We start from the raw sequence: 23496 nt of genomic DNA, 5'->3' as shown, positions 1-23496 counted from the left end.
CCCCTCAGTAGTGATTTATTTGCCTCGTCACGGCTCACGGTCTTTCCTCTTTACACGCCCTGCATTTCACGCATAATCAATCCATATCATAACAACACCAAATCGCTTACACATCTGTAACCAAGTCATTTTCATTTATAGGCGACAAACTGAACAGCGTGAAGTTTTTACTTGCAACGTCATTCACTTACGCGGCTGATATGCAGGTAAGCAGGTAAGCAGGTAAGCAGGTAAGCAGGTAGTTATAAAATACCCAAAGTGTGTTTGCTCTGTTTTCCCAACCGGATATTGAATGTGATGCCCCCCGTTTCTGACACTATTTTGGTTATCACAGGAGTTGTAAACATGGCTAAATATCAGTTTTTCTGTCTGCCAGAAACAGAACGACGTAACTTTACTTTTCTGGATATGGCCAGCAGTACCTTCCAAGAAGAAAAAGCCCAGCTGTTGCAAGCCGGATTCATTGTTGATGACGATGTGATCTATGCTGATACCCCAAAGGAAGCCACAGATAAATTTCGTTCCCACTTCACCCATGCTGTCGGCGATTACGCGCATGCGCATGTTGCGGGAGGAATGGCTGCCGGGCTTATGAACCTGCTGCGGTGGTTCAAATAATCATCATAAGGAGTGGTAATGCTTATCGAGTTGCGTAGTGTCCAATTAAATCAGCAAGGTAAAGAACCAGAGCCAGTAGTATGTACAGCAGCAAAACCTGAACTTGCGGCGGCAGACTATGCCGCCAGGCTGACCCAAACCAACATGGTCCCCTATTACGCCAGCCGGAAATTAAGCTGGCAACCGGAGATGTTTGCACAAAGCTGGCTGACATATGATAACTATGAAATTTATTACGATAAGCGCCGCGTCGGGGTTTTGCGCTTTTCCTATTTGGAAGACACAACCTGCATCCGGGATCTCCAAATCGAACCGGCATTTCACGGCAAAGGCATAGGGACGGAATGCCTACGATTTGCCTGTCGTCACGCACGTGAAAAACAACATAATTGGCTGGCATTGCGAGTATTCAGTGAGAATCCAGCCAGAAACTTGTATCAACGCTTTGGCTTTAGGACGCAGCCAATGACCCCTGCCAGCAGCAGCGGGGACCGAGCTGTTACGCCACTTGCCCCCTTAGAAATGCGCTTAAATCTGCGCTTAGCCCATCGGGAGTAATTCCGCCGGACACACACAGGGCGTTTTGTGAAAAAGCAGTCTGTCTTGATGCTCGTAGCAGTTCTCGCTGTATTTCTCAGAGCGTATCTCGCTATTTTCTTTTCGGCGGCCTATCAAAAACGCCACACGGATTTCTCCGAATGGCGTTTCTTTGTTTTAAACATCTATGTCGCGTTTTAAAAATCTATTATGTAGCGTTTTAAAAAACCATGTCGCGTTTAAAAAGCTATGTAGCGAGTCCGTATTGCAAGTCCATGTTGCAGATACAAAACGAAAAATTACACCTCAACCAGTACCTTCTTTGCCAGCGACATCGCCAGGTTATTATCGTAATACGCCGCTTCATTAATAAAGTGCGGATACGCCTCGTAGTCCCCGTCCCAGCATACTTCAGTACCGTCAAACAAGGTGTAGATAGGATCCCCGTTACGCAGCGGTTTAAAGTCAGCGTCCTGAACATTTTTATGTACCATGCCGATACGCTCACCGTTTTCATCTTCCGGCAATTTCAGTGTTTCATGGTACTTGTATGCCTCAAAACTGCTAGGCAGTTCAGGCACCTCATCGCGGTTATACAAGTCGACGAAATCAAGAATATGACCCGTCATCGCTTCCATCCAATCCAGAACGTCCTGACGCACAACAGACTGCGGCTGAGGCCCGACTTCCACGATTACGCCTTGCTCGGCGATTGAACACAGGAAAGTATGCTCGACCATCTCGATCTGATCTTCCAGAACGATAACAGCGTCAGGCATATTGGATTTGACATACGCCGCCATCTGACGGTTGAAAGCATCTGATTTCAGCAGGATCAGTGACGGTCCCATATTGCTGGTGGTATTGTGCAAATCAATAATAAAATCACTTTGCGCCTCCCCTTTCGGCCCCAGTTGCGCATTGATCGCTTTCGCCCGACTTTGTTCATAATTGGCCAGTTCAGGATTGTTCAGATCATTGAGGCCAAACTGGCGATTCATATCGCAGTCCAGGTAACGTTTATTGGCTTCAAATGCTTGCGGGTTGGCAAAAACCGTCTGAATTTCGAAACTGTCGCGCTGAATCTTCGCCGGGTTCTGACGCCATTTTTTCAGTAAATAAATACCACTAAATTCGTTACCGTGGGTACCACCAACAATGGCAACTTTATTCATTTTCTTCCTTGTAGTCACAGCTTGGGCTCACTCTTTGTTGACGTAGATATTACTCTTCCAATGAATACCAGCTCGCAGCATAACTTTCCAGAAAAATCACATAGAAAATCACAACTGACGTGTTTGTGCCACTTTCAGATAGGAATATACCTGGCCATTTTTCGCTTCAATCGCCGAATGAATGCTGCTGAGCTTATTGGCCACGACAGTAGAAACGTACCGGTCGCCATCTTTCTGGACGGCCAGCGTGAGCAAACCATCCTTCAGTTGCCACTCTCCGGTGGCACGGGTACGTTTGAATAGCGCATACTCTTCCAGTGAACCATCGGGGTGCAGGTAAATCTCCGTGGTATTTCCGGCACAGCAGGTTTTCACCCAGGCCTGAGTAGCAATTTCATCAACCGTAAAGCTGCGCTTGGTGGCCAGCCAGTCCTGCATCACCTTTCGCTCTTCTCCTGTCGGCTCAGGCAAGGTGTCCAGTTCCAGCAACCGTACCCGATCAGACTCACGATAGAAAAGCTGTAGTAGGTGTTTGTTCTTCAATTCTGACATCCCTATCCCCGATAAACACAATTAAAAAACGATGTAAAAACAAACTGTAGCGCTAAATATCAACAAAGAGCAGCAGCCGTAAGAGAATTTGTTAAGCGCTTCAAAACTTCACTTTTCCGCGCAGCACTTTGGTTTGTCCCCGTTGCGATTTCTTGTCCATTCGGCGCTGCTGAGAGGATCGCGTGGGCTTGGTTTCCCGCCGCGATTTATGTTGCACCGCCGCAGACTGGATCAAAGCCACCAAGCGCGCCAGGGCATCCTCCCGATTTAGCTCTTGTGTCCGGAACTGTTGCGCCTTGATGATGATGATGCCGTCTTTGGTTATGCGACTATCACTGAGTGCCAGTAAGCGCTCTTTATAAAAAGCTGGTAATGATGACCGGTTGATGTCAAAGCGCAGATGAATCGCACTGGACACTTTGTTGACGTTTTGCCCACCGGCACCCTGGGCACGGATTGGGGTCAGCTCGATTTCCCAGTCACCCAGCTGAACTGTGTTTGAAATTGTTAACATCTTGAATAGATTATCTTCGATACAGACTTATCGTGCCTTGAGACACACCTTCAGTATACCTACCCAGGCACTGAAGGCGAACTCCTCGTGTTCGCATCCCTCTCTCTGGACATTTCATGCCTCAAAAGCGTCTTTCGGATTCTGCCTGTCACGCACACGGGCACGACGACACCGCTCCGAACAGTATTTAACATCTTCCCAGCAGCGACGCCACTTGCTTCGCCAACGAAATGGCCGCTGACAAACAGGGCAGATTTTTTCCGGTAAATCCGATTTATTCACTCACGCCTCCCGGCCGCATATTGACTACAACGAGTTTGAGCTTGTCGGTTCAACGCCATGTATCCAAGACGCTTTTCACAATAGCGACCATACATAACGCAGGTAAGTACTGATTCGCAAGGCGCAGAGCAAGCCCATAACTGTATTTTAAGCCATTGACGAATATTAGGGAGGAGCCAAGAAAGTGGAGATTATTCTAGGGTGGATAGCCGATTTCGGTCTCTGGCTGCGGCCATGGCTGGGAGAGATAGCAACGGCGATCATTGCCTGCCTGCTGGTGATATTCGGCGCAGACATCAATCGGTTTATGCGCAATCAGCTTGCCAGTACCCATTTCATTGTCCGCACGCTAGCATTCATATTACTGAATGCATTTGGTTATGGTTTTATGATTGTCAGCGTTGCCCCATACCTCGCCAAACAGCTTCATCGGTTACCCGCCCTCTGGTTGGCAGCCGCCGTGACCGCGGTCTTTGTGCTGATCGGGCTCTGGGCTCAACGTCACCGCCATGTCTGAACTCAAATAAAAACAGCCCGGTGGAACCGGGCTGTAAACACAAGATCAGATTTGATCGTGAAGATCTGTAGCAAATCAGACGCGACGGTACGGCAGGTAAACCGGTTCCCAGATATGCTCTGCCAGTGACTGACGAATATCCTGACCTGCAACCAGGCTGTTCGGATCCGTGGCCTGAATATTTTCAAGGATTCGCGTGGCAACATGCAGCGACACCGCTTTCAAATCACTGATTCGCGGATAAACACAGCCTTGCTCGATGTCTTCCTCACTCACCATTTCAGCCAGCGCGTACGACGCGGTCGTGAACATGTCCATGGTGATCTTTTCCACCTTCGCAACAATGGCAGCCAGACCCACCCCCGGGAAGATGAAAACGTTATTCCCCTGGCCGATGCGGAATTCTTCGCCGTTGTGTGTCACGTTGTCAAACGGACTACCCGTTGCCACGATTGCCTGACCGTCACTCCAGCGGTAGATATCTTCCGGCAACGCTTCACAGTTTGCCGTCGGGTTAGACAACGGGAAGATCATCGGATGTTTGGTGTATTCCATCATCTTCTGGACATGCGATTCTTTGAAGGCACCGCCAATGCCGCTGGTTCCCAGCAGTACAGTTACCGGGTAGTTATCAATCAGCTCACTGAGTGATACTTTGCCCTGCTCGGCCACCTGCCAGCCTTCAGCGATCGCTCTTGGCTTGGCGTAGCGTTTTTTGTACTCATCCAGGCCATCACGATCGTCAAAAACCAGCCCTTGCGAATCCAGAATGAAAATGCGCTCACGAGCTACGGCATGTGAACACCCTTCCTTCAGCAGACCGGCATAGATTTGATCAGCCACACCCACGCCGCCCGCACCGGCGCCGTAGACCACATACGATTGATCAACCAGCGACTCGCCTTTGCGCTTCACTGCACCCAGAATACCGGCCAGCACAACGGAGCCTGTGCCCTGAATGTCGTCATTGAAAGACGGGATGTACTCTTCGTAGTCACTCAGGTTGTCAAAAGCATTGGACTTACTGAAGTCTTCCCATTGCAGCACCGCTTCCGGGAACTGACGTTTCACCTGAGTCACAAACTTCTTGATAAAGGTTTTATATTCCTCACCACGCATACGACGTCGAGGGATACCCAAATACATAGGATCATCCAGCAGATCCTGATTATCCGTACCGACATCCAATGCGATAGGTAGGCAGCGTGCAGGGTGAATACCGGCTCCCAGCGTGTACAGTGACAGTTTACCGATTGGAATACCCATACCACCAACGCCCTGATCACCCAGTCCCAGGATACCCTGACTGTCAGTCACCACGATAATTTTGATGTCTTTCCCGGCGAACTGGCGCGCCATCTCATCCATCTTGTCTACGTTGTCTGCGGTAATATACAGGCCACGTGCTTTCTGGTAACGGTGGCTGAATTCCTGGCACGCCTTGCCCACTGTCGGGGTGTAGATGATTGGCGTCATTTCTTCGATATGGCGCGATAATAAGGCATAAAACAGGGTTTCGTTACGATCCTGAAGGGCACGCAGGAACAGATACTTCTCAATATCCGTTGAAGCGCTACGGAAACCGTCATAAACACGGTTTAACTGATCGTCAAAAGTCTGGACTCGAGGCGGCAGCAGCCCATCCAGTTCAAATTCTTTTCGTTCTTCGTAGGTGAAGGCTGTACTTTTATTGAGGGTACGATCGTTGAGTAGTGCCGTTCCGGTCAGGGAAACCGGACGAAAGGCATTTCCTTTTTCATCTTTCCAACGTAGGTATTTTCCTATCGTCATTCATTCCTCCGTTCACATTTGTCATTGTTATTATTTGGCATTTTGCCTTATTCATCGTTGATAGCTTTCGTTGAGAGTAAAATATCAATAGAAAGCTACACGAGTGTAATAAAGTTGTATGACAAAAAATGTGACCCTCGGTCTCTTTGCGGAAAAGAATATTATTTTCCAGCAAGCCGGTTAAAAACAGCCACCATCTCCTGTGAACGGAGGAACATCAACAGTTATCACTGTTATGAAAAATGAGGACGGACTCCTTCTTCGGTGATTTGCGTCTTTCGCAGCAACTCAAGATGCTTCTGGCGTGTTTTGGCAATTGCCCGCATACTTCCTGTAGTTACGATTTTTCTCACACGCTGGTTATCTCTCATAGTTTGACCTCCTGTCCACAATCGATACATTTCCAGATAGAGCGATACTTAAGTTTTTGAAACCAGTTACGACGAACCTGAATCATTCGCCCATTACATTTTTCACACATACACCTAGCCTGTTGTAACCACCGCTACTTAAAAACATCTTGGTCAGTAGCGATTTCAAGGCGTAAAAAACTGTAAACAGGGAAGATTAATCCACATATTTACAGACTTTTCGCACTTATCTTTTTTATTTTGCGATAGAGAAAAAATTATTAACGCCCAAGTTAAGGAAGTCATAAAACACTCCTCAGACCAGCATCACATTTCATCCATATCTTTTAATGTTTATTCAATCACTGTCGCCATTATCTGGATCAAGTGTTCCCGTTTTATTAAATTCCTGTCAATTTTGAGTCAGGGAAAAAATTGACAGGAATTTTTGGGACCAATCCCAAACAATGTGATGATCGTTATTCTCTGTTTTCATCACTCATTCATTGATGTTTTAATTTAGTGCTTTCATCCTGATGAAATTCTCACCGCATTATTGAATATTAAATATCCAACAACCTATATCTGGTTTCATTACAGTTATGTCATTTCTGGCGGCTTTTTGTTTATTGCTGGTGTTGTAAACATTTTTCGAACCTACCTCGGCAGTACATTCATCTTTGTTTAAGCTATTTTCATGACATTGATCGCAAACTATTGTTTATCAACAGAAGTGTAATATTGCTTTTGTATAACCTATGTCACTCTTTTTAAGTCCATGAACACAAAACATGCATTTTAAACATTCTCTGATTGCCGCAACTCTGGCTTTGTCAGCACTGGCAGGTTGTAACAGTAATAATGCCGAAATCACTCACTCCCAGGCCAGATTTGCCACGTTTAACCTGTCATTTGACCGCGCGACCTACGAAACGCTGGTCAGTGAAATGTCATTTACCCACGGTGAACAAAATGCACTGTTACAACGTTATCAGGCTAACGACAGCACATTAACGACGGAAGAAACTGAGACGGCTAAAAGGATTATTCAGATTCGGAACGTTGCCGAGACTATTCAGCGCGTACGCCCCGATACTTTTGTATTGGCCGAGTTTAATAATGACGGTAGTGGCGAAGATATGCAGGCTCTGGATGGTTTTCAGAATAACTACCTGTCGCACAGCCAGAATGGGCAGTCACCCATTGAGTTCGCTTATCGCGAGAATTTTGCCACCAACACCGGCAAGCCAAGTGGTCAGGATTTAAACCTGGACGGAAATAAATCAGACCAGGGTGATGATGCTTGGGGATTTGGTTTCTACCACGGCCAGTACGCCTTTGCCGTGTTTTCACGGTTCAAGATTGATGAGCCCAATATCCGCACTTTCCAGGACTTTAGATGGAAAGATATGCCGGGCGAAAACAACCTGAAAATTGTCAACTGTGACAAAGCGCTTCCGGAAGGTAAAGCGTGCGGCGATAGCTGGTACAGCAATGAAGCCTGGGAGCAGTTCCCGCTTTCCTCCAAAAACCATGTGGATGTACCGGTGATCATCCCGACGAAATCCGGCGAGCAGGTGGTTCACTTTCTGGTCTCGCACCCGGCACCACCGATTTTTGATAACCCGGCAAAACACAACACCGAGCGAAACCGGGCTGAACTGAAATTCTGGCAGGACTACATCGAAAACCAGACCTATATCTATGATGACAATGGGCTGACCGGCGGCTTACCGCTTGGCAGCCATTTTGTCATTGCCGGTGATCTGAACGCAGATCATCAGATGGGCGACGGCGATCGCGCCACCATTGCCGGCCTGCTCAGTCACACTCAGATGAATGTCGAAAGCACGCTTGGTAGTTTGGCTCCGGCCAGCAACGGCGGTGAGTACTGTCTCAGCGAAGGCATTTGCCAGCGAAACCAGGATACGCCGCATCCGGCAAACATTACCAGTACCAGCGGCCTGCGCCTTGATTACGTCATTCCGTCAGCCACCCTCGCGGTGAAAGCGTCAGGCGTGTTCTGGCCATCGGGCAGTGAAACCGGCTATCACCTTGTCTATGATGCTGCGCTAGGTAACAGTAAAGGGGTCTCTTCAGACCATCGCATGGTATGGGTGGATATCGATTTCAACCAATAATCTTTTCTCGCAACTTGCGCTGAACAGTAAAACTCCGATGAAAGCCTCTTATGAGGCTTTCATCGCTTTGCTATACTCCCACACTTACCGTCTTGTCCAAGACTGGCTTAACCGCCTGTTTTCATAGGATTCTTAGAATGGATGTTGAAGCACAGCTGACCCTTTCCCAAAACGGAAAGCTCTTCGCCAATCCCAAGCGTATTGCCTTGTTGAAAGCCATTCAGCAAACCGGCTCGATCAGTCAGGGAGCAAAGCTGGCCGGAATCAGCTACAAAGCCGCCCATGATGCCGTCAAAGACATGAACAGCCGCGCGGAAGCACCGCTGATTGACAGTGAAAAAGGCGGTAAAGGAGGGGGCGGCGCGTCACTGACCCGACACGGGCTGCGCATGGTGCAAATGTACGAACTGCTGGAAACAATCCAGACAATGGGGTTGCAAGCCCTCAACGATGAGAATGTCCCGCTGCACAGCCTGCTCGGTATCATGAGCAGAATGTCGCTGCAAACCAGTGCTCGCAACCAGTTGTTTGGTACGATTACCGATATTCAGCCCCATTCCCTGCATGATCTCGTTACCATTTCTCTCGACGACCAACAAACACTGACGGCCAGTATCACTCGTGGCAGCACACGACGGCTCAAACTGGATATCGGCAAAGATGTGGTCGCGTTGATAAAAGGTCCAGCTGTGAGTGTGACAACACAGCCTCTACCATCGGAAAAGGGCTTTATCAATCAGCTCAAGGGAGTCGTTGAGTCGGTAAGCACCGATGAAGATGCAACGGAGGTAGTGATAAAAATCAGTGACAATGATGCAGTGTATGCCTTGATGGATCACGAGGCGAAAGCACCGGCGACAATCAAAACCGGTATGACCGCTTATGCAAGCTTCTCTCCGGCTCAGGTCATTGTTGCAACCCTAACCTGACAGGCTACCAGCATAGCGACGACGGTCATCCCGATTTTTACCGATGCAGGCTGAAGGACTCAGTTAAACTGAATACAGATATTGTGAAAAGGGTTATAACCCTCCCCCTTCAGCAGGCAGTTTTCAAAATGCTTATAGTCAAGATACTGAAACAGCATTAAAAAAACGACCATCAACACCATACCTGCCAGTGCCAGCCTTACTAACCAGAGTTTTTTTCTGTTTAAAGCAAACATTAACATCATCACTAAGACAGGGATGATGCTCAATATAACAGGCTGAAGATTTAGAAGTGAAACCGTCACAACGCTTCCCGCTACAACAACTATTGTTCACAGGGGGCGAATAATACGCTGTTTTACACCCTGATTTCAAAGCTAATCGCTGCTCTTTGCACAGCTTTACATAAAAAAGGCTTGCATTATTGATAAGAGTATCGACCCGGTCACATTTCATTCATTGAAAGCATATTTCATCTGAGCTAAGTCACAAAATACAGGTTTGACGAGTGCGCATCGAAACGTTTCGCTCTACATTTACAGCCATCGAAACGTTTGCGTAAACGTTTCGATGTACAGATTTCAACCAGGCGGTATATTTCCTGGTTTCCCAAGAAAACGCTCTTAAAGCATAAGTACTCAAGGTTCAAGCATGAAAAAAAGCGCACTAATCAACGCTGAACTGTCCTATCTGGTGGCAACCCTCGGCCATACTGATGAAGTGACCGTCTGTGATGCCGGTCTTCCGATTCCAGACGCTTCGCAACGCATCGATCTGGCTTTGATTCCAGGCGTACCGACTTTCATCCAAACGGTAAAAGCGTTACTGGGCGAAATGCAAATTGAAGGGGTGGTCATGGCTGAAGAATTTAAGCAAGTCAGCCCTGAACACCACGATGAACTGCTAACGCTCATTCGTGCCGAAGAACAACAGTCGGGTAAAACCATTCAGCTGACTTATGTTTCGCACGAAGCGTTTAAAGTGCGCACCCAAAACAGCAAAGCGGTGATCCGGACCGGTGAGTGCACGCCTTACGCGAACGTGATTTTCCAGGCCGGTGTGGTGTTTTAACCCTCAGGTAGTGTAAGGCAAGTCGACAAAGCAGGCGCAACGATGAATCAGCCAATACTAGAACTTAAAGACATTGAGAAAGCGTTTCCCGGCGTTAAAGCGCTGGATAAGGCCAGTCTCAATGTCTACCCAGGCAAAGTGATGGCCCTGATGGGCGAAAACGGTGCGGGGAAATCCACCCTGATGAAAGTGCTTACCGGTATTTACACGCTCGATGCCGGTGAAATCCGTTATCAGGGAAAAGCCGTTGCCTTTCAGGGCCCTCGCCATTCTCAGGAAGCAGGGATCAGCATAATCCATCAGGAACTGAACCTGATTCCGGAGCTGACAATTGCAGAAAACATCTTTCTGGGACGCGAAAAAACCAATGCTTTTGGCGGCATTAAGTGGTCAGAAATGTACCGCGAGGCCGATGCGCTGCTCCAGCGCCTGAATGTCAGACACAGCTCCCGCAAGCTGTTGGGCGAACTGAGCCTGGGTGAACAACAGATGGTCGAAATTGCCAAGGCCCTTTCGTTTAAATCTCAGGTCATCATCATGGATGAACCTACTGACGCCCTGACGGATACAGAAACGGAATCCCTGTTCAAGGTGATCAATGAGCTGCGCGCGGAAGGCACCGGGATCGTGTATATCTCGCACCGCCTGAAAGAAATCTTCGAAATCTGTGATGACATCACCGTACTGCGTGACGGTAAGTTCATTGGCCAACGTGCAGTGGCTGACATCGATGAAGACACCATGATCGAAATGATGGTTGGCCGTCGTCTGGATGAACAGTACCCACGCGTAGATGTCCGACACGGTACAACCTGCCTGGAAGTGAAAAACCTGACCGGCGGCGGCGTCAACGACGTCAGTTTCAAGCTGGATCGCGGCGAGATCCTTGGTATTTCAGGCCTGATGGGCGCCGGTCGAACCGAACTGATGAAAGTCATTTACGGCGCGCTGCACCGTGAATCCGGTGACGTGATACTGGATGGCAAGGTAATTAATCCTGTCAGTCCGCAGGATGGACTGGCAAATGGGATTGCCTACATTTCTGAAGACCGTAAAGGTGATGGCCTGATTCTGGGGCTGTCAGTGAAAGAAAACATGTCCATCTGTTCGCTTGAACAACTGTCCAAAGGCGTACAACTGGATCATCAGGAAGAAGTCACCGCTGTCGAAGACTTTATCCGTCTGTTTAATATTAAAACCCCGAGCCGCGACCAGATCATCGGCAATCTCTCCGGTGGTAACCAGCAGAAAGTGGCGATTGCCAAAGGCCTGATGACTAAGCCGAAAGTGCTGATTCTGGATGAGCCAACCCGTGGCGTGGATGTCGGGGCAAAGAAAGAAATCTACCAGCTGATAAACCAGTTCAAGCAGGAAGGCATGAGCATCATTCTGGTCTCTTCCGAAATGCCGGAAGTACTTGGTATGAGTGACCGCATTCTGGTCATGCATGAAGGGAAAATCAGCGGCGAGTTTCAGGCCAAAGACGCCGATCAGGAAAAACTCTTGGCCTGCGCGGTAGGTAAATACATTAATGAGGTAGCAGCATGAGCAGCAACGCTATGACCAAACAACAAGATTCCGGCAGCGCAAAGCTGTTTAGCAAAGAGTGGCTAATCGAACAAAAATCGCTGATCGCTCTGATCTTTCTGATTGTTGTCGTGTCATTCCTGAACCCGAACTTTTTTACCGTCGACAATATTCTGAACATTCTGCGCCAGACTTCCGTCAACGCCATTATTGCTGTGGGGATGACGCTTGTCATTCTGACCGCCGGGATTGATCTGAGCGTCGGTTCGGTACTGGCCCTCTGCGGTGCATTCGCCGCCAGCCTGATTGCGATGGAAGTCCCGGTTCTGGTGGCCGTGCCGACTGCCCTGCTGGCAGGTGCGGCGCTGGGTGCCATCAGCGGTATGATTATCGCCAAAGGTAAAGTTCAGGCTTTCATTGCCACGCTGGTTACCATGACCCTGCTACGCGGTGTCACTATGGTCTACACCGATGGTCGACCTATCTCAACCGGCTTTACTGATGTGGCGGACAGCTTTGCCTGGTTCGGTACTGGTTATGCTCTGGGTATTCCGGTTCCTATCTGGCTGATGGCTATCGTGTTTGCCGCGGCCTGGTATCTACTGAATCATACTCGCTTCGGTCGCTATATTTACGCGCTGGGCGGTAACGAATCGGCGACCCGTCTATCTGGTATCAACGTTGACCGCGTGAAAATCGGGGTGTATGCCATCTGTGGTCTGTTGGCCGCGCTGGCAGGCATCATCGTCACCTCACGCCTGTCATCGGCACAGCCAACAGCGGGCATGGGCTATGAACTGGATGCGATTGCCGCTGTCGTTCTGGGTGGTACAAGCCTGGCCGGGGGTAAAGGTCGCATCATGGGTACCCTAATTGGTGCACTGATTATCGGCTTCCTGAACAATGCCCTGAACCTGCTGGACGTATCGTCCTACTACCAAATGATTGCTAAAGCGGTGGTTATCCTGCTGGCAGTCCTTGTAGATAACAAAAATAAGTAAACAAACCTCTGAGCGCGGGCATCACCCTGCCCGCCAACACCCGACAAATGTAGAAAGGAATACAGAATGAAAAAGTTAGCAACCCTGATCTCTGCCGCAGTGATGTCTGCTTCATTCAGCACAACCGCTGCCGCACAGGATACGTTGGCGATGGTCGTCTCCACCCTGAACAACCCGTTCTTTGTAACCATGAAAGAAGGTGCTGAAGCGAAAGCGCAGGAACTGGGCTATAACCTGATTGTTCTTGATTCACAAAACGATCCAAGCAAAGAGTTGTCGAACGTGGAAGATCTGACAGTGCGTGGCGTGAAAGCCATCCTGATCAACCCGACTGACTCTGATGCCGTGTCAAATGCTATCCGTATGGCTAACCGTGCTAACATCCCGGTACTGACGCTGGACCGTGGTGCAAGCCGTGGTGATGTTGTCAGCCATATCGCGTCTGATAACGTTGCCGGTGGTGAAATGGCCGGTAAATACATCATGGAAAAAGTGGGCGAGAAAGCTCGCGTTATCCAGCTGGAAGGTATCGCCGGGACATCAGCAGCCCGTGAGCGCGGCCAAGGCTTCATGAACGCAGTAGATAACAGCGGCATGGAACTGCTGGCCAGTCAGCCTGCTGACTTCGACCGTACCAAAGGTCTGAACGTGATGGAAAACATGCTGGCAGCGAACCCGAATGTTCAAGCCGTCTTTGCGCAGAACGACGAAATGGCTCTGGGTGCCCTGCGTGCGGTACAGGCTTCAGGTAAACAAGTGCTGATCGTTGGCTTTGACGGTACTGATGACGGTATCGCTGCCGTAAAACGCGGCAAACTGGGTGCGACTATCGCTCAGCAGCCTGATCTGATTGGCGCGCTGGGTGTGGAAACTGCAGATAAGATGCTGAAAGGCGAAAAAGTGGAAGCGAATATTCCGGTACCACTGAAAGTGATTGCTGAGTAATAAATTCAGTCATCAACCAAGTAAAAAACCGGAGCCTGATAACCCGTGTTTCCCCCTGGCACCCTCGTCAGGGGAGAAACACGAGTCAGTTCCCCAGATATCAGGCTCCTCACTTTTTGCGAAGATACACCGGAACGCTGACAACCTCTGAAAGCCCTCAGTATCAACGCCCGTTTGTCCAGTCTGCATTGCTTAGCAGCTTCTTCAAGCAGATGTTAAGCCATACATTTTGGCCGTTAAATTTCAAAAGGTTCCACAATGAATAAACTTGTCGTATTAGGCAGTGTGAACGCCGACCATGTTCTTCAGGTTGCATCTTTCCCTCGTCCGGGCGAAACACTGCATGGCCACAGCTACTGTGTGATTCCGGGAGGAAAAGGGGCAAACCAGGCCGTCGCGGCAGCCCGTCTGGGTGCGGATATTGCGTTTATTGCCTGTGTCGGCGACGACAGCTTTGGCCACCAGATGCGCGACACGTTCGCCCGCGATGGGATGAATACCGAAGCAGTGATGATTGAAGATAATATGCCAACCGGCATTGCCATGATTCAAGTCGCCGCCACCGGCGAGAACAGCATCTGTATCTCAGCGGAAGCCAACGGTTGCCTGACACCAGAGCGTCTGGCTCCCCATCATCATCTGATTGAGCAGGCAGATACCCTGCTGATGCAGCTGGAAACGCCGATGGAAACCATCGAAGCGGCCGCCAAGATTGCCAAGCAGGCAGGCACACGCGTAGTGCTCAACCCGGCTCCGGCGCAACCACTTTCTGATGACTTACTGCAACACCTTGATATGATTACGCCTAACGAAACGGAAGCAGAGTTGTTGACCGGAGTTAAGGTAGACAACGTCACCACCGCTCAGCAAGCTGCCGATGCGTTGCATGCCAAAGGGATCAAACAGGTAATGATCACGCTTGGCAGCCAAGGCGTCTGGCTGAGTGACAACGGCAAAGGCCGCCAGGTACCGGGCTTTCGGGTGGATGCCAAAGACACCACCGCCGCCGGTGATACCTTCAATGGCGCACTGCTGACGGCACTGCAGGAAGGGCGTGAGATGGAAGAAGCCATCCGCTTCGCCCATGCGGCCGCGGCTATTTCAGTCACCCGTTTCGGCGCGCAGACCTCAATTCCGCATCGTCGCGAAGTTGAGCGTTTTCTGATGGAACACCAGTAACAGCAAGGATGTCACCGTGCCTGACGGGCACGGTTCAGGGAGTCAGCACACAGGGGAAACCATGGCGACCATAAAAGATGTAGCAAAATACGCCGGAGTCTCAACCTCCACCGTCAGCCACGTTCTCAATAAAACCCGCTTTGTCAGTGAAGACATTTCGGTACGTGTGATGGCGGCGGTTGAAGAGCTCAACTATGCGCCTTCAGCGCTGGCGCGCAGCCTTAAGGTCAACCATACCCGTACCTTCGGGATGTTGCTGACAACCTCAACCAACCCGTTTTTCGGTGAAGTGGTCAAGGGCGTTGAACGTCGCTGTTACCAACAGGGATATAACCTGATCCTTTGTAACACCGAAGGAGATCTGGATCGAATGCATGACAATCTCGATACCCTGCTGCAAAAGCGTGTCGATGGCCTGCTGCTGATGTGCAGCGAAATGGAAGGCAGTGTGTTTGATCCGTTTTCCCGCCATCAGCCGGTGCCGACCGTTGTAATGGACTGGGGGCCAGTTGATTTTCCGAGCGACAAAATTCAGGACAACTCCCATCATGGTGGGTATCTGGCGACCCGCCACCTGATCGAACAGGGCCATACCCGAATCGGCTGCCTGACCGGCCCGCTGGATAAACTTCCGGCACAACAACGTCTGTCCGGATTTATTCAGGCCATGGAAGAAGCCGGGCTGGAAATCAATAAGCAGTGGATCGCCTCCGGCAACTTTGAATGCGAAGGTGGTGAGCTGGCTTTTAATGAGGTCTTTGAGCGGGGCGAATTACCGACCGCTCTGTTTGTCTGTAATGACATGATGGCAATGGGCGTGATTAACACGGCCAATAAAAAAGGCATCAAGGTGCCGGAGGATTTATCTATCGTCGGCTACGATGACATAAAGCTGGCGAAGTACATCACGCCGTCACTGACCACCATTCACCAGCCTAAACATCGGCTGGGGCAACAAGCCGTGGATACGCTGCTGGATAAGATCCACAGTAAACGTGCGACCAATACCGTTATCCAGCTGGAGCCGACCCTTGTTGTCCGCGACAGCGTGCTCAACCTCAACCCTACGGATACCATTTGATCAGCGTGGCGGTTGTTCAACCATCCCGCACAGGCTACCGCTCAACATGATCATTTGACCTGAGCACACACCCAATGAGCACACTAAAAGGCTGCGAGGATTCGCAGCCTTGATTTACGTAAAAAACGGTTTTGCGAGGATCAACTGTTTTTCCGTGATTCGCCCCGACTCAGACGCCGCATTTCAAGACGCAAACAGCCACAGCTTTAATACCAGAAAGATCCCCATGCTGGTCAATACCGTCGCCAGCACGTTCTTTGTTTTCCATGCCAACAAAATGGCAAACGTGGCAGCCAGCAGATACGGAGCGTTGTCGCTTAGTACCAGCTCTCCTTTAGGCATAAAGACAATCGGCCCCCAGATCGCGGTCAGCACCGCAGGGCTGGCATAACTCAGAAACCGCTGGGCATTTGCCCCCATTTTCAGCGGTAATGACGGCTCGAGAAACAGATACCGACTGAGAAACACCACGGCCGTTAGCGCAATTATCGTCAGAAAAATCATGGCTGTACCCTCCGTGTTTCCAGCAGATACCCCGTCAGCATTCCTCCCAAGCTGGCAATCACCAACCCGCTTTCAATGCCGAAATAGCTCATCATCACAGACAGAATCAATGCCACCAGCGCCGCGCACAACATGGGCACATTCTTCAGCGTCGGAATCACAATGGCGATGAAAGTCGATGCGATGGCAAACTCCAGACCGTATTCATTCAGCGACGGAATGTTGGTTCCGGCGACAATGCCGGCAAACGTGGCCGCGTTCCAGATCAAATAAAAACTCAGTCCCGCCCCCAGCGCGTACCAGGGGTCAAACCGCGCTTTATCCTGATTGGCACACACGGCAAATAGCTCATCGGTCAGCAGAAACCCCAGCACCACCCGCCAACGAACATTCAGCGGACTGATCCGATCCCGCATCGCCAGCCCATATAAGAAATGGCGCGACGTCACAAAGAAAATGGCCACCAGCATACTGAACAGACTCGCACCGGTTTTAATCATCCCCATGGCCACCAACTGTGCCGCCCCCGCAAACAAGATGGCAGACATGGCCTGCCCTTCCAGCGGATTTAGCCCGACATCCACAGCAAAAGATCCGGCGAGGATCCCCCAGGGCACCACCGCAATACTCAATGGGGAAATAGCCAATGCGCCCTGCGCTGCTTGTTGTAAGCGGTTCGATCCTACTTCCATCGTTAATATTCCGTCTTTTTCCACACAAACTCCTTACTTTTATAATTTTTAATGACGGCTCGCTTTTACATACTGTCCGGGGGTTATCCCCATCGCCTTTTTAAAGTGGCGATGAAGATGGCTCTGATCATGAAAGCCGGATTCGACGGCGACATCCGCCAACGGCAAGCCATGCTTGAGCATGGTTCTTGCGCGTTTCAACCGCACCTGGATCTGATACGCATGAGGCGGCAAACCAAAGGCTTTGCTGAACGCTCTCACTAAGCCAAAAGGGCTCATGCCTGCTAATTGTGCCAGCTCTGCCAACGTCACATTCCAGGTTGCATACTCATCGAGAAAGGATTTGACCTGTGACAACGCCTGTTCAGAAGCCTTGGCAGGTGCGGCATACAACCGGGATTGACCGTGACGCAGCATCAGACTGCTCAGGGCAGAGTACACCAGCGTTTCCCGTTGTAAGGGGTTGTCTGAAACCTCCAGAACGTCAAACACCTGCTTGAGATGGGCTGCCAGAACATCGTCTTTCACGACAGGTTCAGGAAAATAAGGTGCGCCATATTCTGGCATCCCTAAATCCCGGCTCAGCTGAACAAAATGCTCCGGCAGCGGATACATTGCGCGATAAGCCCAGCCGCCCTCAGTGGCCGAATAGCCACTGTGAATTTCATCGGCATTAACCAAAATAATGGTGTTCTGTGGCGCGGTATGTTCCCCCCAGTTCGGTAAAACCCCTGCGCACCGTGTTCGATAACGCCGACGGTGTAACCTTCGTGGGAATGCTTGGAAAATGTCTGCTCGATGTAGCGCGCATTGAGAAACTCAAGCCCTTCCAGTTCAGCCACATCTGAATAATTGACCTGAATTTTTCGTGGCTGCATATGGCACTCTCTGATGATTTTCCCTGGTCATCAACATATCGCAATCATGACGATTTGTTTTGTACAAAATTGCACATTCAATAATCTGGGAGATTCTGAGAGTAACAGAAATCTGCATACTGTCATCAGCAAAAAGCCCCCGGCAATTACCGGGGGCCTGATAAGCGACGCTAGCCGTCAATAAAACGCTCAATATACATATGAATCACTTGAGGCCATATTGCGCGCAAAAAAGCGTGATTAATCACCAAGGTTATGGTGTGGTCAATGACACACGGAAGTTATCCAGGTGCACATCAGCCATGTTCCCCGACAATTTTACCGCACGCACCGTTAGCTTTAGGTTGTCAGTGCCTGTCGGCAGCAACCCGACCGCTTCATTATCGAGCCATTGCTGCTTGCGGCTGAGGGTTTTCACCACGATAGGCTCTCCGACAGTTGCTCCCTGACTGTCTTGCGGCTGCAGGGTAACAACCGCATGATCCCCGTCGCCCCAGCCATTGCTGCTGAAGGTTAGTCGGACAAAAGCTGCCGACTGGGAAATGGCATCATTGAAACCGCTGACATCGATGATCTGGCTCATTTCATCGTAAGGATCACCGCCGGCGGCGTTGTTATTCGGGCGGGCACTGAAATAGTAGGTGCCTTCACTAGCAAGAATATCGTCCATATCTGATGCTACTCGCCAGTATCCCATATCAACCGACCAGCCTGTCAGGGCATTCAGTTCGGCTCCGGCATTTTCCATGTTCAGCGATGATGTCGAACCAGCGGCAATGGCCAGCGTTGCCTTGTCACTCCACTCAGACCAGCTTAGGTGTTCATCTCGAACTCGGGCTCGCCAATACCAGGTTTCGCCCGGGAATAGTGTTAGTACTGGCGCAGAGCTGCCGTTGAACGGATCACGGTAAGAATCATGGGAATACTCAGAAGCCCGCTTCTGCCATTTATACGATTCATCCCCCCCCATCATCACCTTGCCGGAAAAGTCGGCCAGGTCGATTCGGGTCAGATCAACGCCCGCCTGAGTATCCACTGGCATCCCCTGAATGGTGCCATCCTGCATTGGCCAGATGTTGTGACGACGAGTCTTATTCCCCCAGATATCAAACACATCCTGTTCGAAACTTGGATCTTTGCTCAACTGCCACTGCACTTCATACACACCATCACTTTGCGGGTGAGTAATCGCCAACTTCATATTATTGAAAGCAACGTTACCGTTCCCTTCCAGCACTTGCGGTGCATCCACCGAGGCACGTTTCATGGTCAGCGTATCTGACACTGTGAATGTCTCTTTTAGGCTAGCCAGTCCCTCTCCTTTCGACGCCACTTCCGCACTGTAACGGGTCAGTGAAATAGACGGTTCCTGTTGCTGATTGAATGTCAGCAGGTTAAAACCAAATTCGCTCTGGCTGATGGCAAAGGTGTCATAATCTCGGGTATCTTTGTTGTAATAGTTATCATCGTTGATTTTTTCTCTGTATCCCGCTGCGGTGGCCGCATTCAGCCACAGGTGGTTGGTATCCATTGACTGGCCACGGGAGTACGCATGCGTGTGACCGAAGAAGTGGCCTGACATCTTACCGCTGCGACGGGTGAAATCTTCCATCTCCGCCACCATTTCACAGCTACCAATACTTTCCCCGGACAGCCACAATTCCGACAAACACGGATGGTGGAACATGCTAACGACATAGTCTACGTTGTTATCTGTTTCCGTGGCCGCCAATTGTTCACGCAACCACTGGCGCTGAATCCCAAGAATCTCCGCCTGGAATTTGCCGTGATTTTTTGAGATTGGGTAGCTATCTAGGCCAATCATCCGCAAGTTGCCGTAATCCAGGAAATACCACTGCTCTTCATATCCCATCGAGCCGTTTTCAGGCTGCTGGAAAAAATGGCGGTAATTCGACAGCTCAGGGTTGCCGTAATAATCGTGGTTGCCCGGCACAGCAACCAAAGGGACATACGGCGTAATCGCTTTAAGCTGGTCGAAGAAATCCCGACGCCATTGCAACAAGCTTTCACCGTTATTAACAATGTCACCAGAGATAGTGATCGCGGCAATATTCGATGCACACTGCTCAGCCTCGTTGGCACAAACATGGGCGACAATCCCTTTGCTGACCAGATCGCTCAATGCCCCCAGCGTATTGTTATTTTGTGTATCGCTGATAGCGATTACATTAAACGCTTCCGGTGTCCGCCCCGCTTCGGGGTACGTTTTGAACGCATAACGGGGAGAGACCGCGGTAATCCCGCCCTCACCTGCAACCACATAGTACTCATACAACGTATCTGCCTTCAGCCCGGTCAGAGACGCGCTGTAAAGTGTGGTCTGGTCCACGGCAACAGGTTCAGCAAGCTGGAATTCCCCCTGACTACCGGCAGGCCGTGCCCAGACGGTCAGCTTACTCTCCTCTGATTCAAACAACACCGCCATATGATCAGCAGACGGTTGTTGCAAATACGGATGGATCGTAAAGGTGACAGCGGTATCCGACTCGGGCGCAGGTATCACCACCGCCGGTGGCTCAATCACTTCACCACTGCCTGAATCGGTATTGCCTTCTTTACCACCGTTATCGACATGATCATTGTCGTTACAGCCTGCCACTAACAACGCTGACATGAGTAAAGCGACGACTTTTTTCATTGGCAGTGTTTCAAACGAGGGGGAAGCGAAGGGAGACACTGCGGGTGGCATAGTGAGATAAAGAATCGTGCCGGGCTGCTCTGTTTTCGTAGACATTCTTACATCCTTTTATTTTAAGGCTTACTGACCGTTTTTTACTGGACTAGTCCAGCAAGGTTCGCAAGCCATACTAGGGACGCTATGTGACAGGAAATGACAGAATGGATGACAATTAGGTAGCAGAAAATTGACAACGAGGCATGGCTTTCTGGGCCGAGAATAGAAAACAGCAATCAAATACGCAAAAGGCCGCCCCCAAACCAGGAGGAGATATTCAGATCATCCATAAGATGGACTAGCCCAGAAGTCGTTCAGGAAGAAGACAAGACAAGACAAGACAAGACAAGACAAGACAAGACAAGACAAGACAAGACAAGGCAAGAATTTGCGATGATACAAAAATAAGCAAGGCCATCATAAATGATGACCTTTGACATGGTACCTGCTGAGATCGGCTTTGCTGACTCAAAACATGCAACAGAATCGCTGTATGAATTGAATACGATTAAATCACCAGGCCACCATCGACTTTCAGCGTCTGACCGGTAATGAACGCCGAGTTATCACTTGCCAGAAACAGCGCAGCATTAGCGATGTCTTCCGGCTTGCCCATACGCCCCAGAGGCGTTTTGCTGCGCATGTAGTGCAGCACTTTTTCCGGCAAATCAACGGTCATCGGTGTTTCGATGAACCCTGGGGCAATGCAGTTCGCCCTGACCTGCGCCCCTTTACGTGACAGTTCTTTAGCCCAGCCTTTCGTCATTGCAATCACACCGCCTTTAGTCGCCGCGTAGTTGGTTTGACCAATATTGCCGTCAGTACCCACGACCGAGGACATAGTAACAATAGAACCTGCGCCATTTTCCATCATGACCGGTGCAACCGCCTGCGTCATATTGAACACCCCTTTGAGGTTCACATCACAGACAAAATCCCACTCTTCTTCGGTCATTTTCTCAATCAGGTTATCGCGCGTTACCCCGGCGTTATTGACCAGTACATCAATTCTGCCATGTTCGCTTTTTACCTTTTCAACAAATTGCTGAATGGACGCCCGGTCGCAGACATTCAACTCCACCACAGTAACATTCGGATACTTGGCTTCCAGCGAAGCCATTGCAGCCCCATTCATATCGCAAGCATACACCTGTAATGCATCGTGTTTTGCAAATGTTTCTACAATGCAGCGACCAATTCCCTGCGCCCCACCGGTGACAATACAGACTTTGTTATTTAGCATCATTTCTTCCCCTTTCTGAATACCAAACTGAAAAACGCCAAACAGATACATAATGGTATTTGCAATAGCGACTACAGTTGCGTCGGGTACCACAACTCACTGTATGTCCCTATTGTAGTTGAGCCATGCAAAATGATTACCAACATTGCTGCAATTCTCCTTTGCGAATATATGCAACTGTCATCGTTCTTTCGTGGTTCTCTTTTTTCAGGTTTGCTATAAAAGGACAAAGGAAGCGGCGAATCAGGATTGATCATGCTGGACAAGGTTGTTTTTTTTCTACATGTGGTGCGCACGGGCTCGATCAGTGAGGCCGCCAAGCTGAATAATATGTCAGCATCGGCCGCCAGTCGCTGGCTCAACGAGCTGGAAGAAGGGATGGGGGTCAGTCTGCTAAAGCGGACAACACGCAAAATTACCCCCACCCAGGCAGGTCAGCGTCTGTATGACAGGTTCAGTCTGCTACATACCGAAATTGATGACGTATTCAATGAAGTTCAGAACATGAGCAGCGAAGATCGCGGCACAATCAAAATTGCCAGCACGCCGCTGTTTGCCAAGCATTACCTCAGCCAAATCATCGGTGAATACCTTCAGCAGCACCCGTCACTCAATTTCGTCGTACTGGAAACCGCGTTTGAAGTGGATCACGTGCATGACGTAGATTTCGCCATTCGAGCCAATGCCACATACCGCGGATTTCAGGATAAAGACAGTTTACTGGTCAAGCGGGCGTTACTGAAAGAGCCACTGATGGCTTGCTGCGCCCCGGCCTACATCGAAAAATTCGGCAAACCTGTCATTCCCGATGATCTGAAACATCATCACTGCCTCTATGCGACAACTCTGGTGGGCGGGAACCGTTGGATCTTCGAGCAAAACGGAGAATACTCTTCCGTCGAGATACCCCAGACGGTCGAAGCGGATGACAGTGAAATCCTGCGAAACATTGCCATTGCCGGTGGTGGCGTTGCTTACCTGCCCTACAGCCTGATAAAGCGGGATCTGGAGCTCAAACGCCTGACCCCCATTCTGGAAAACTATGTCAGTAGCCAGTTTGAGCTTAATCTTTATTTCAAACCACGCAAATACATGCCGGCTCGCTGTGCAAACTTCAAAGATTATCTGATCAGCCGGGTGGCTGATATACAGCCTCTGAAACAACAGGGATGGTCCCGCCAGCAAACCGTTAAAGCCGTTATTGAATCAAGCGGAGCAGAATGAAAAAAGCCCCGACAGAAAACCCGTCGGGGCTGCATAACAGGAAGCAAAGA

22 protein-coding genes and 1 pseudogene are annotated in these 23496 nt (G+C 49.9%); 12 read left to right on the top strand and 11 right to left on the bottom strand.

Annotated features, from left to right (window positions below):
* Positions 1 to 345: 345 nt before the first annotated feature.
* The gene (locus C9I92_RS08180) at positions 346 to 618 is read left to right on the top strand and encodes a hypothetical protein (protein WP_047884758.1); all 273 of its coding nucleotides are present in this window, start codon (positions 346 to 348) and stop codon (positions 616 to 618) included.
* A gap of 18 nt (positions 619 to 636) precedes the next feature.
* The gene (locus C9I92_RS08175; protein WP_084712524.1) at positions 637 to 1176 is read left to right on the top strand and encodes a GNAT family N-acetyltransferase; all 540 of its coding nucleotides are present in this window, start codon (positions 637 to 639) and stop codon (positions 1174 to 1176) included.
* 278 nt (positions 1177 to 1454) lie between these two features.
* On the opposite strand, the gene C9I92_RS08170 is transcribed toward C9I92_RS08175, so the two are convergent.
* From C9I92_RS08170 to C9I92_RS08155, 4 genes are all read right to left on the bottom strand, one after another.
* Positions 1455 to 2330 (bottom strand): aspartoacylase, encoded by an 876-nt coding sequence (locus C9I92_RS08170; RefSeq protein WP_047884759.1) that lies wholly within the window; start codon positions 2328 to 2330, stop codon positions 1455 to 1457.
* Between the two features lie 108 nt (positions 2331 to 2438).
* Positions 2439 to 2882 (bottom strand): hypothetical protein, encoded by a 444-nt coding sequence (locus C9I92_RS08165; protein ID WP_047884760.1) that lies wholly within the window; start codon positions 2880 to 2882, stop codon positions 2439 to 2441.
* 100 nt (positions 2883 to 2982) lie between these two features.
* Positions 2983 to 3396: an alternative ribosome rescue aminoacyl-tRNA hydrolase ArfB gene (gene arfB, locus C9I92_RS08160; protein ID WP_047884761.1), complete on the bottom strand. Its 414-nt coding sequence runs from the start codon at positions 3394 to 3396 to the stop codon at positions 2983 to 2985.
* Positions 3397 to 3510: 114 nt separating this feature from the next.
* Positions 3511 to 3678, bottom strand: coding sequence for a DUF2256 domain-containing protein (locus tag C9I92_RS08155; RefSeq protein WP_084712525.1), 168 nt, complete (start codon positions 3676 to 3678; stop codon positions 3511 to 3513).
* A gap of 184 nt (positions 3679 to 3862) precedes the next feature.
* Between C9I92_RS08155 and C9I92_RS08150 the strand changes: the two genes are divergently transcribed.
* Complete coding sequence (locus tag C9I92_RS08150; protein WP_047884762.1) at positions 3863 to 4195, top strand: DUF3392 domain-containing protein; 333 nt, start codon at positions 3863 to 3865, stop codon at positions 4193 to 4195.
* 75 nt (positions 4196 to 4270) lie between these two features.
* On the opposite strand, the gene C9I92_RS08145 is transcribed toward C9I92_RS08150, so the two are convergent.
* On the bottom strand, positions 4271 to 5986 hold the full coding sequence (locus tag C9I92_RS08145; RefSeq protein ID WP_047884763.1) for an NAD-dependent malic enzyme: 1716 nt from the start codon (positions 5984 to 5986) through the stop codon (positions 4271 to 4273).
* Positions 5987 to 7127: 1141 nt separating this feature from the next.
* Between C9I92_RS08145 and C9I92_RS08140 the strand changes: the two genes are divergently transcribed.
* Together C9I92_RS08140 and C9I92_RS08135 are read left to right on the top strand one after the other, a co-directional pair.
* Complete coding sequence (locus C9I92_RS08140; protein WP_047884764.1) at positions 7128 to 8477, top strand: endonuclease/exonuclease/phosphatase family protein; 1350 nt, start codon at positions 7128 to 7130, stop codon at positions 8475 to 8477.
* A gap of 137 nt (positions 8478 to 8614) precedes the next feature.
* A complete protein-coding gene (locus tag C9I92_RS08135) occupies positions 8615 to 9406 on the top strand; it encodes a TOBE domain-containing protein (RefSeq protein ID WP_047884765.1) in 792 nt (263 codons plus the stop codon).
* A 59-nt stretch (positions 9407 to 9465) separates the two neighbouring features.
* Here C9I92_RS08135 and C9I92_RS25265 read toward each other — a convergent pair whose 3' ends face one another.
* Positions 9466 to 9711, bottom strand: coding sequence for a hypothetical protein (locus C9I92_RS25265; RefSeq protein ID WP_146149677.1), 246 nt, complete (start codon positions 9709 to 9711; stop codon positions 9466 to 9468).
* Between the two features lie 346 nt (positions 9712 to 10057).
* On the opposite strand from C9I92_RS25265, the gene rbsD reads away from it, so the two are divergent.
* The 6 genes from rbsD to C9I92_RS08105 all read left to right on the top strand — a co-directional run bounded on the left by rbsD (position 10058) and on the right by C9I92_RS08105 (position 16210).
* A complete protein-coding gene (gene rbsD, locus C9I92_RS08130; protein ID WP_047884766.1) occupies positions 10058 to 10477 on the top strand; it encodes a D-ribose pyranase in 420 nt (139 codons plus the stop codon).
* 42 nt (positions 10478 to 10519) lie between these two features.
* Positions 10520 to 12025: a ribose ABC transporter ATP-binding protein RbsA gene (rbsA, locus tag C9I92_RS08125; RefSeq protein WP_047884767.1), complete on the top strand. Its 1506-nt coding sequence runs from the start codon at positions 10520 to 10522 to the stop codon at positions 12023 to 12025.
* Positions 12022 to 13005, top strand: coding sequence for a ribose ABC transporter permease (gene rbsC / locus C9I92_RS08120; protein ID WP_047884768.1), 984 nt, complete (start codon positions 12022 to 12024; stop codon positions 13003 to 13005). The genes rbsA and rbsC overlap by 4 nt, the downstream gene beginning before the upstream one ends.
* A 66-nt stretch (positions 13006 to 13071) precedes the next feature.
* A complete protein-coding gene (rbsB, locus tag C9I92_RS08115) occupies positions 13072 to 13950 on the top strand; it encodes a ribose ABC transporter substrate-binding protein RbsB (RefSeq protein ID WP_047884769.1) in 879 nt (292 codons plus the stop codon).
* Between the two features lie 258 nt (positions 13951 to 14208).
* Positions 14209 to 15129: a ribokinase gene (rbsK, locus tag C9I92_RS08110; protein WP_047884770.1), complete on the top strand. Its 921-nt coding sequence runs from the start codon at positions 14209 to 14211 to the stop codon at positions 15127 to 15129.
* 61 nt (positions 15130 to 15190) lie between these two features.
* The gene (locus tag C9I92_RS08105; protein WP_047884886.1) at positions 15191 to 16210 is read left to right on the top strand and encodes a substrate-binding domain-containing protein; all 1020 of its coding nucleotides are present in this window, start codon (positions 15191 to 15193) and stop codon (positions 16208 to 16210) included.
* A gap of 183 nt (positions 16211 to 16393) precedes the next feature.
* On the opposite strand, the gene C9I92_RS08100 is transcribed toward C9I92_RS08105, so the two are convergent.
* From C9I92_RS08100 to C9I92_RS08080, 5 genes and pseudogenes are all read right to left on the bottom strand, one after another.
* A complete protein-coding gene (locus tag C9I92_RS08100) occupies positions 16394 to 16714 on the bottom strand; it encodes an AzlD domain-containing protein (RefSeq protein ID WP_047884771.1) in 321 nt (106 codons plus the stop codon).
* Positions 16711 to 17406 (bottom strand): AzlC family ABC transporter permease, encoded by a 696-nt coding sequence (locus C9I92_RS08095; RefSeq protein ID WP_047884772.1) that lies wholly within the window; start codon positions 17404 to 17406, stop codon positions 16711 to 16713. The genes C9I92_RS08100 and C9I92_RS08095 overlap by 4 nt, the downstream gene beginning before the upstream one ends.
* Before the next feature lie 48 nt (positions 17407 to 17454).
* Positions 17455 to 18284, bottom strand: a pseudogene (locus C9I92_RS08090) (helix-turn-helix transcriptional regulator).
* A gap of 253 nt (positions 18285 to 18537) precedes the next feature.
* Complete coding sequence (locus C9I92_RS08085; RefSeq protein WP_053061782.1) at positions 18538 to 21039, bottom strand: purple acid phosphatase family protein; 2502 nt, start codon at positions 21037 to 21039, stop codon at positions 18538 to 18540.
* 448 nt (positions 21040 to 21487) lie between these two features.
* Positions 21488 to 22222 (bottom strand): beta-ketoacyl-ACP reductase, encoded by a 735-nt coding sequence (locus tag C9I92_RS08080; protein WP_047884888.1) that lies wholly within the window; start codon positions 22220 to 22222, stop codon positions 21488 to 21490.
* Between the two features lie 255 nt (positions 22223 to 22477).
* Here C9I92_RS08080 and C9I92_RS08075 point away from each other — a divergent pair, with 255 nt between their 5' ends.
* On the top strand, positions 22478 to 23446 hold the full coding sequence (locus C9I92_RS08075; protein ID WP_047884773.1) for a LysR family transcriptional regulator: 969 nt from the start codon (positions 22478 to 22480) through the stop codon (positions 23444 to 23446).
* Positions 23447 to 23496 lie beyond the last annotated feature (50 nt).

The organism is Photobacterium ganghwense (genome assembly GCF_003025595.1).
Classification (GTDB): Bacteria; Pseudomonadota; Gammaproteobacteria; order Enterobacterales; family Vibrionaceae; genus Photobacterium; species Photobacterium ganghwense.
This window is presented reverse-complemented; position numbering and strand designations above follow the sequence as displayed.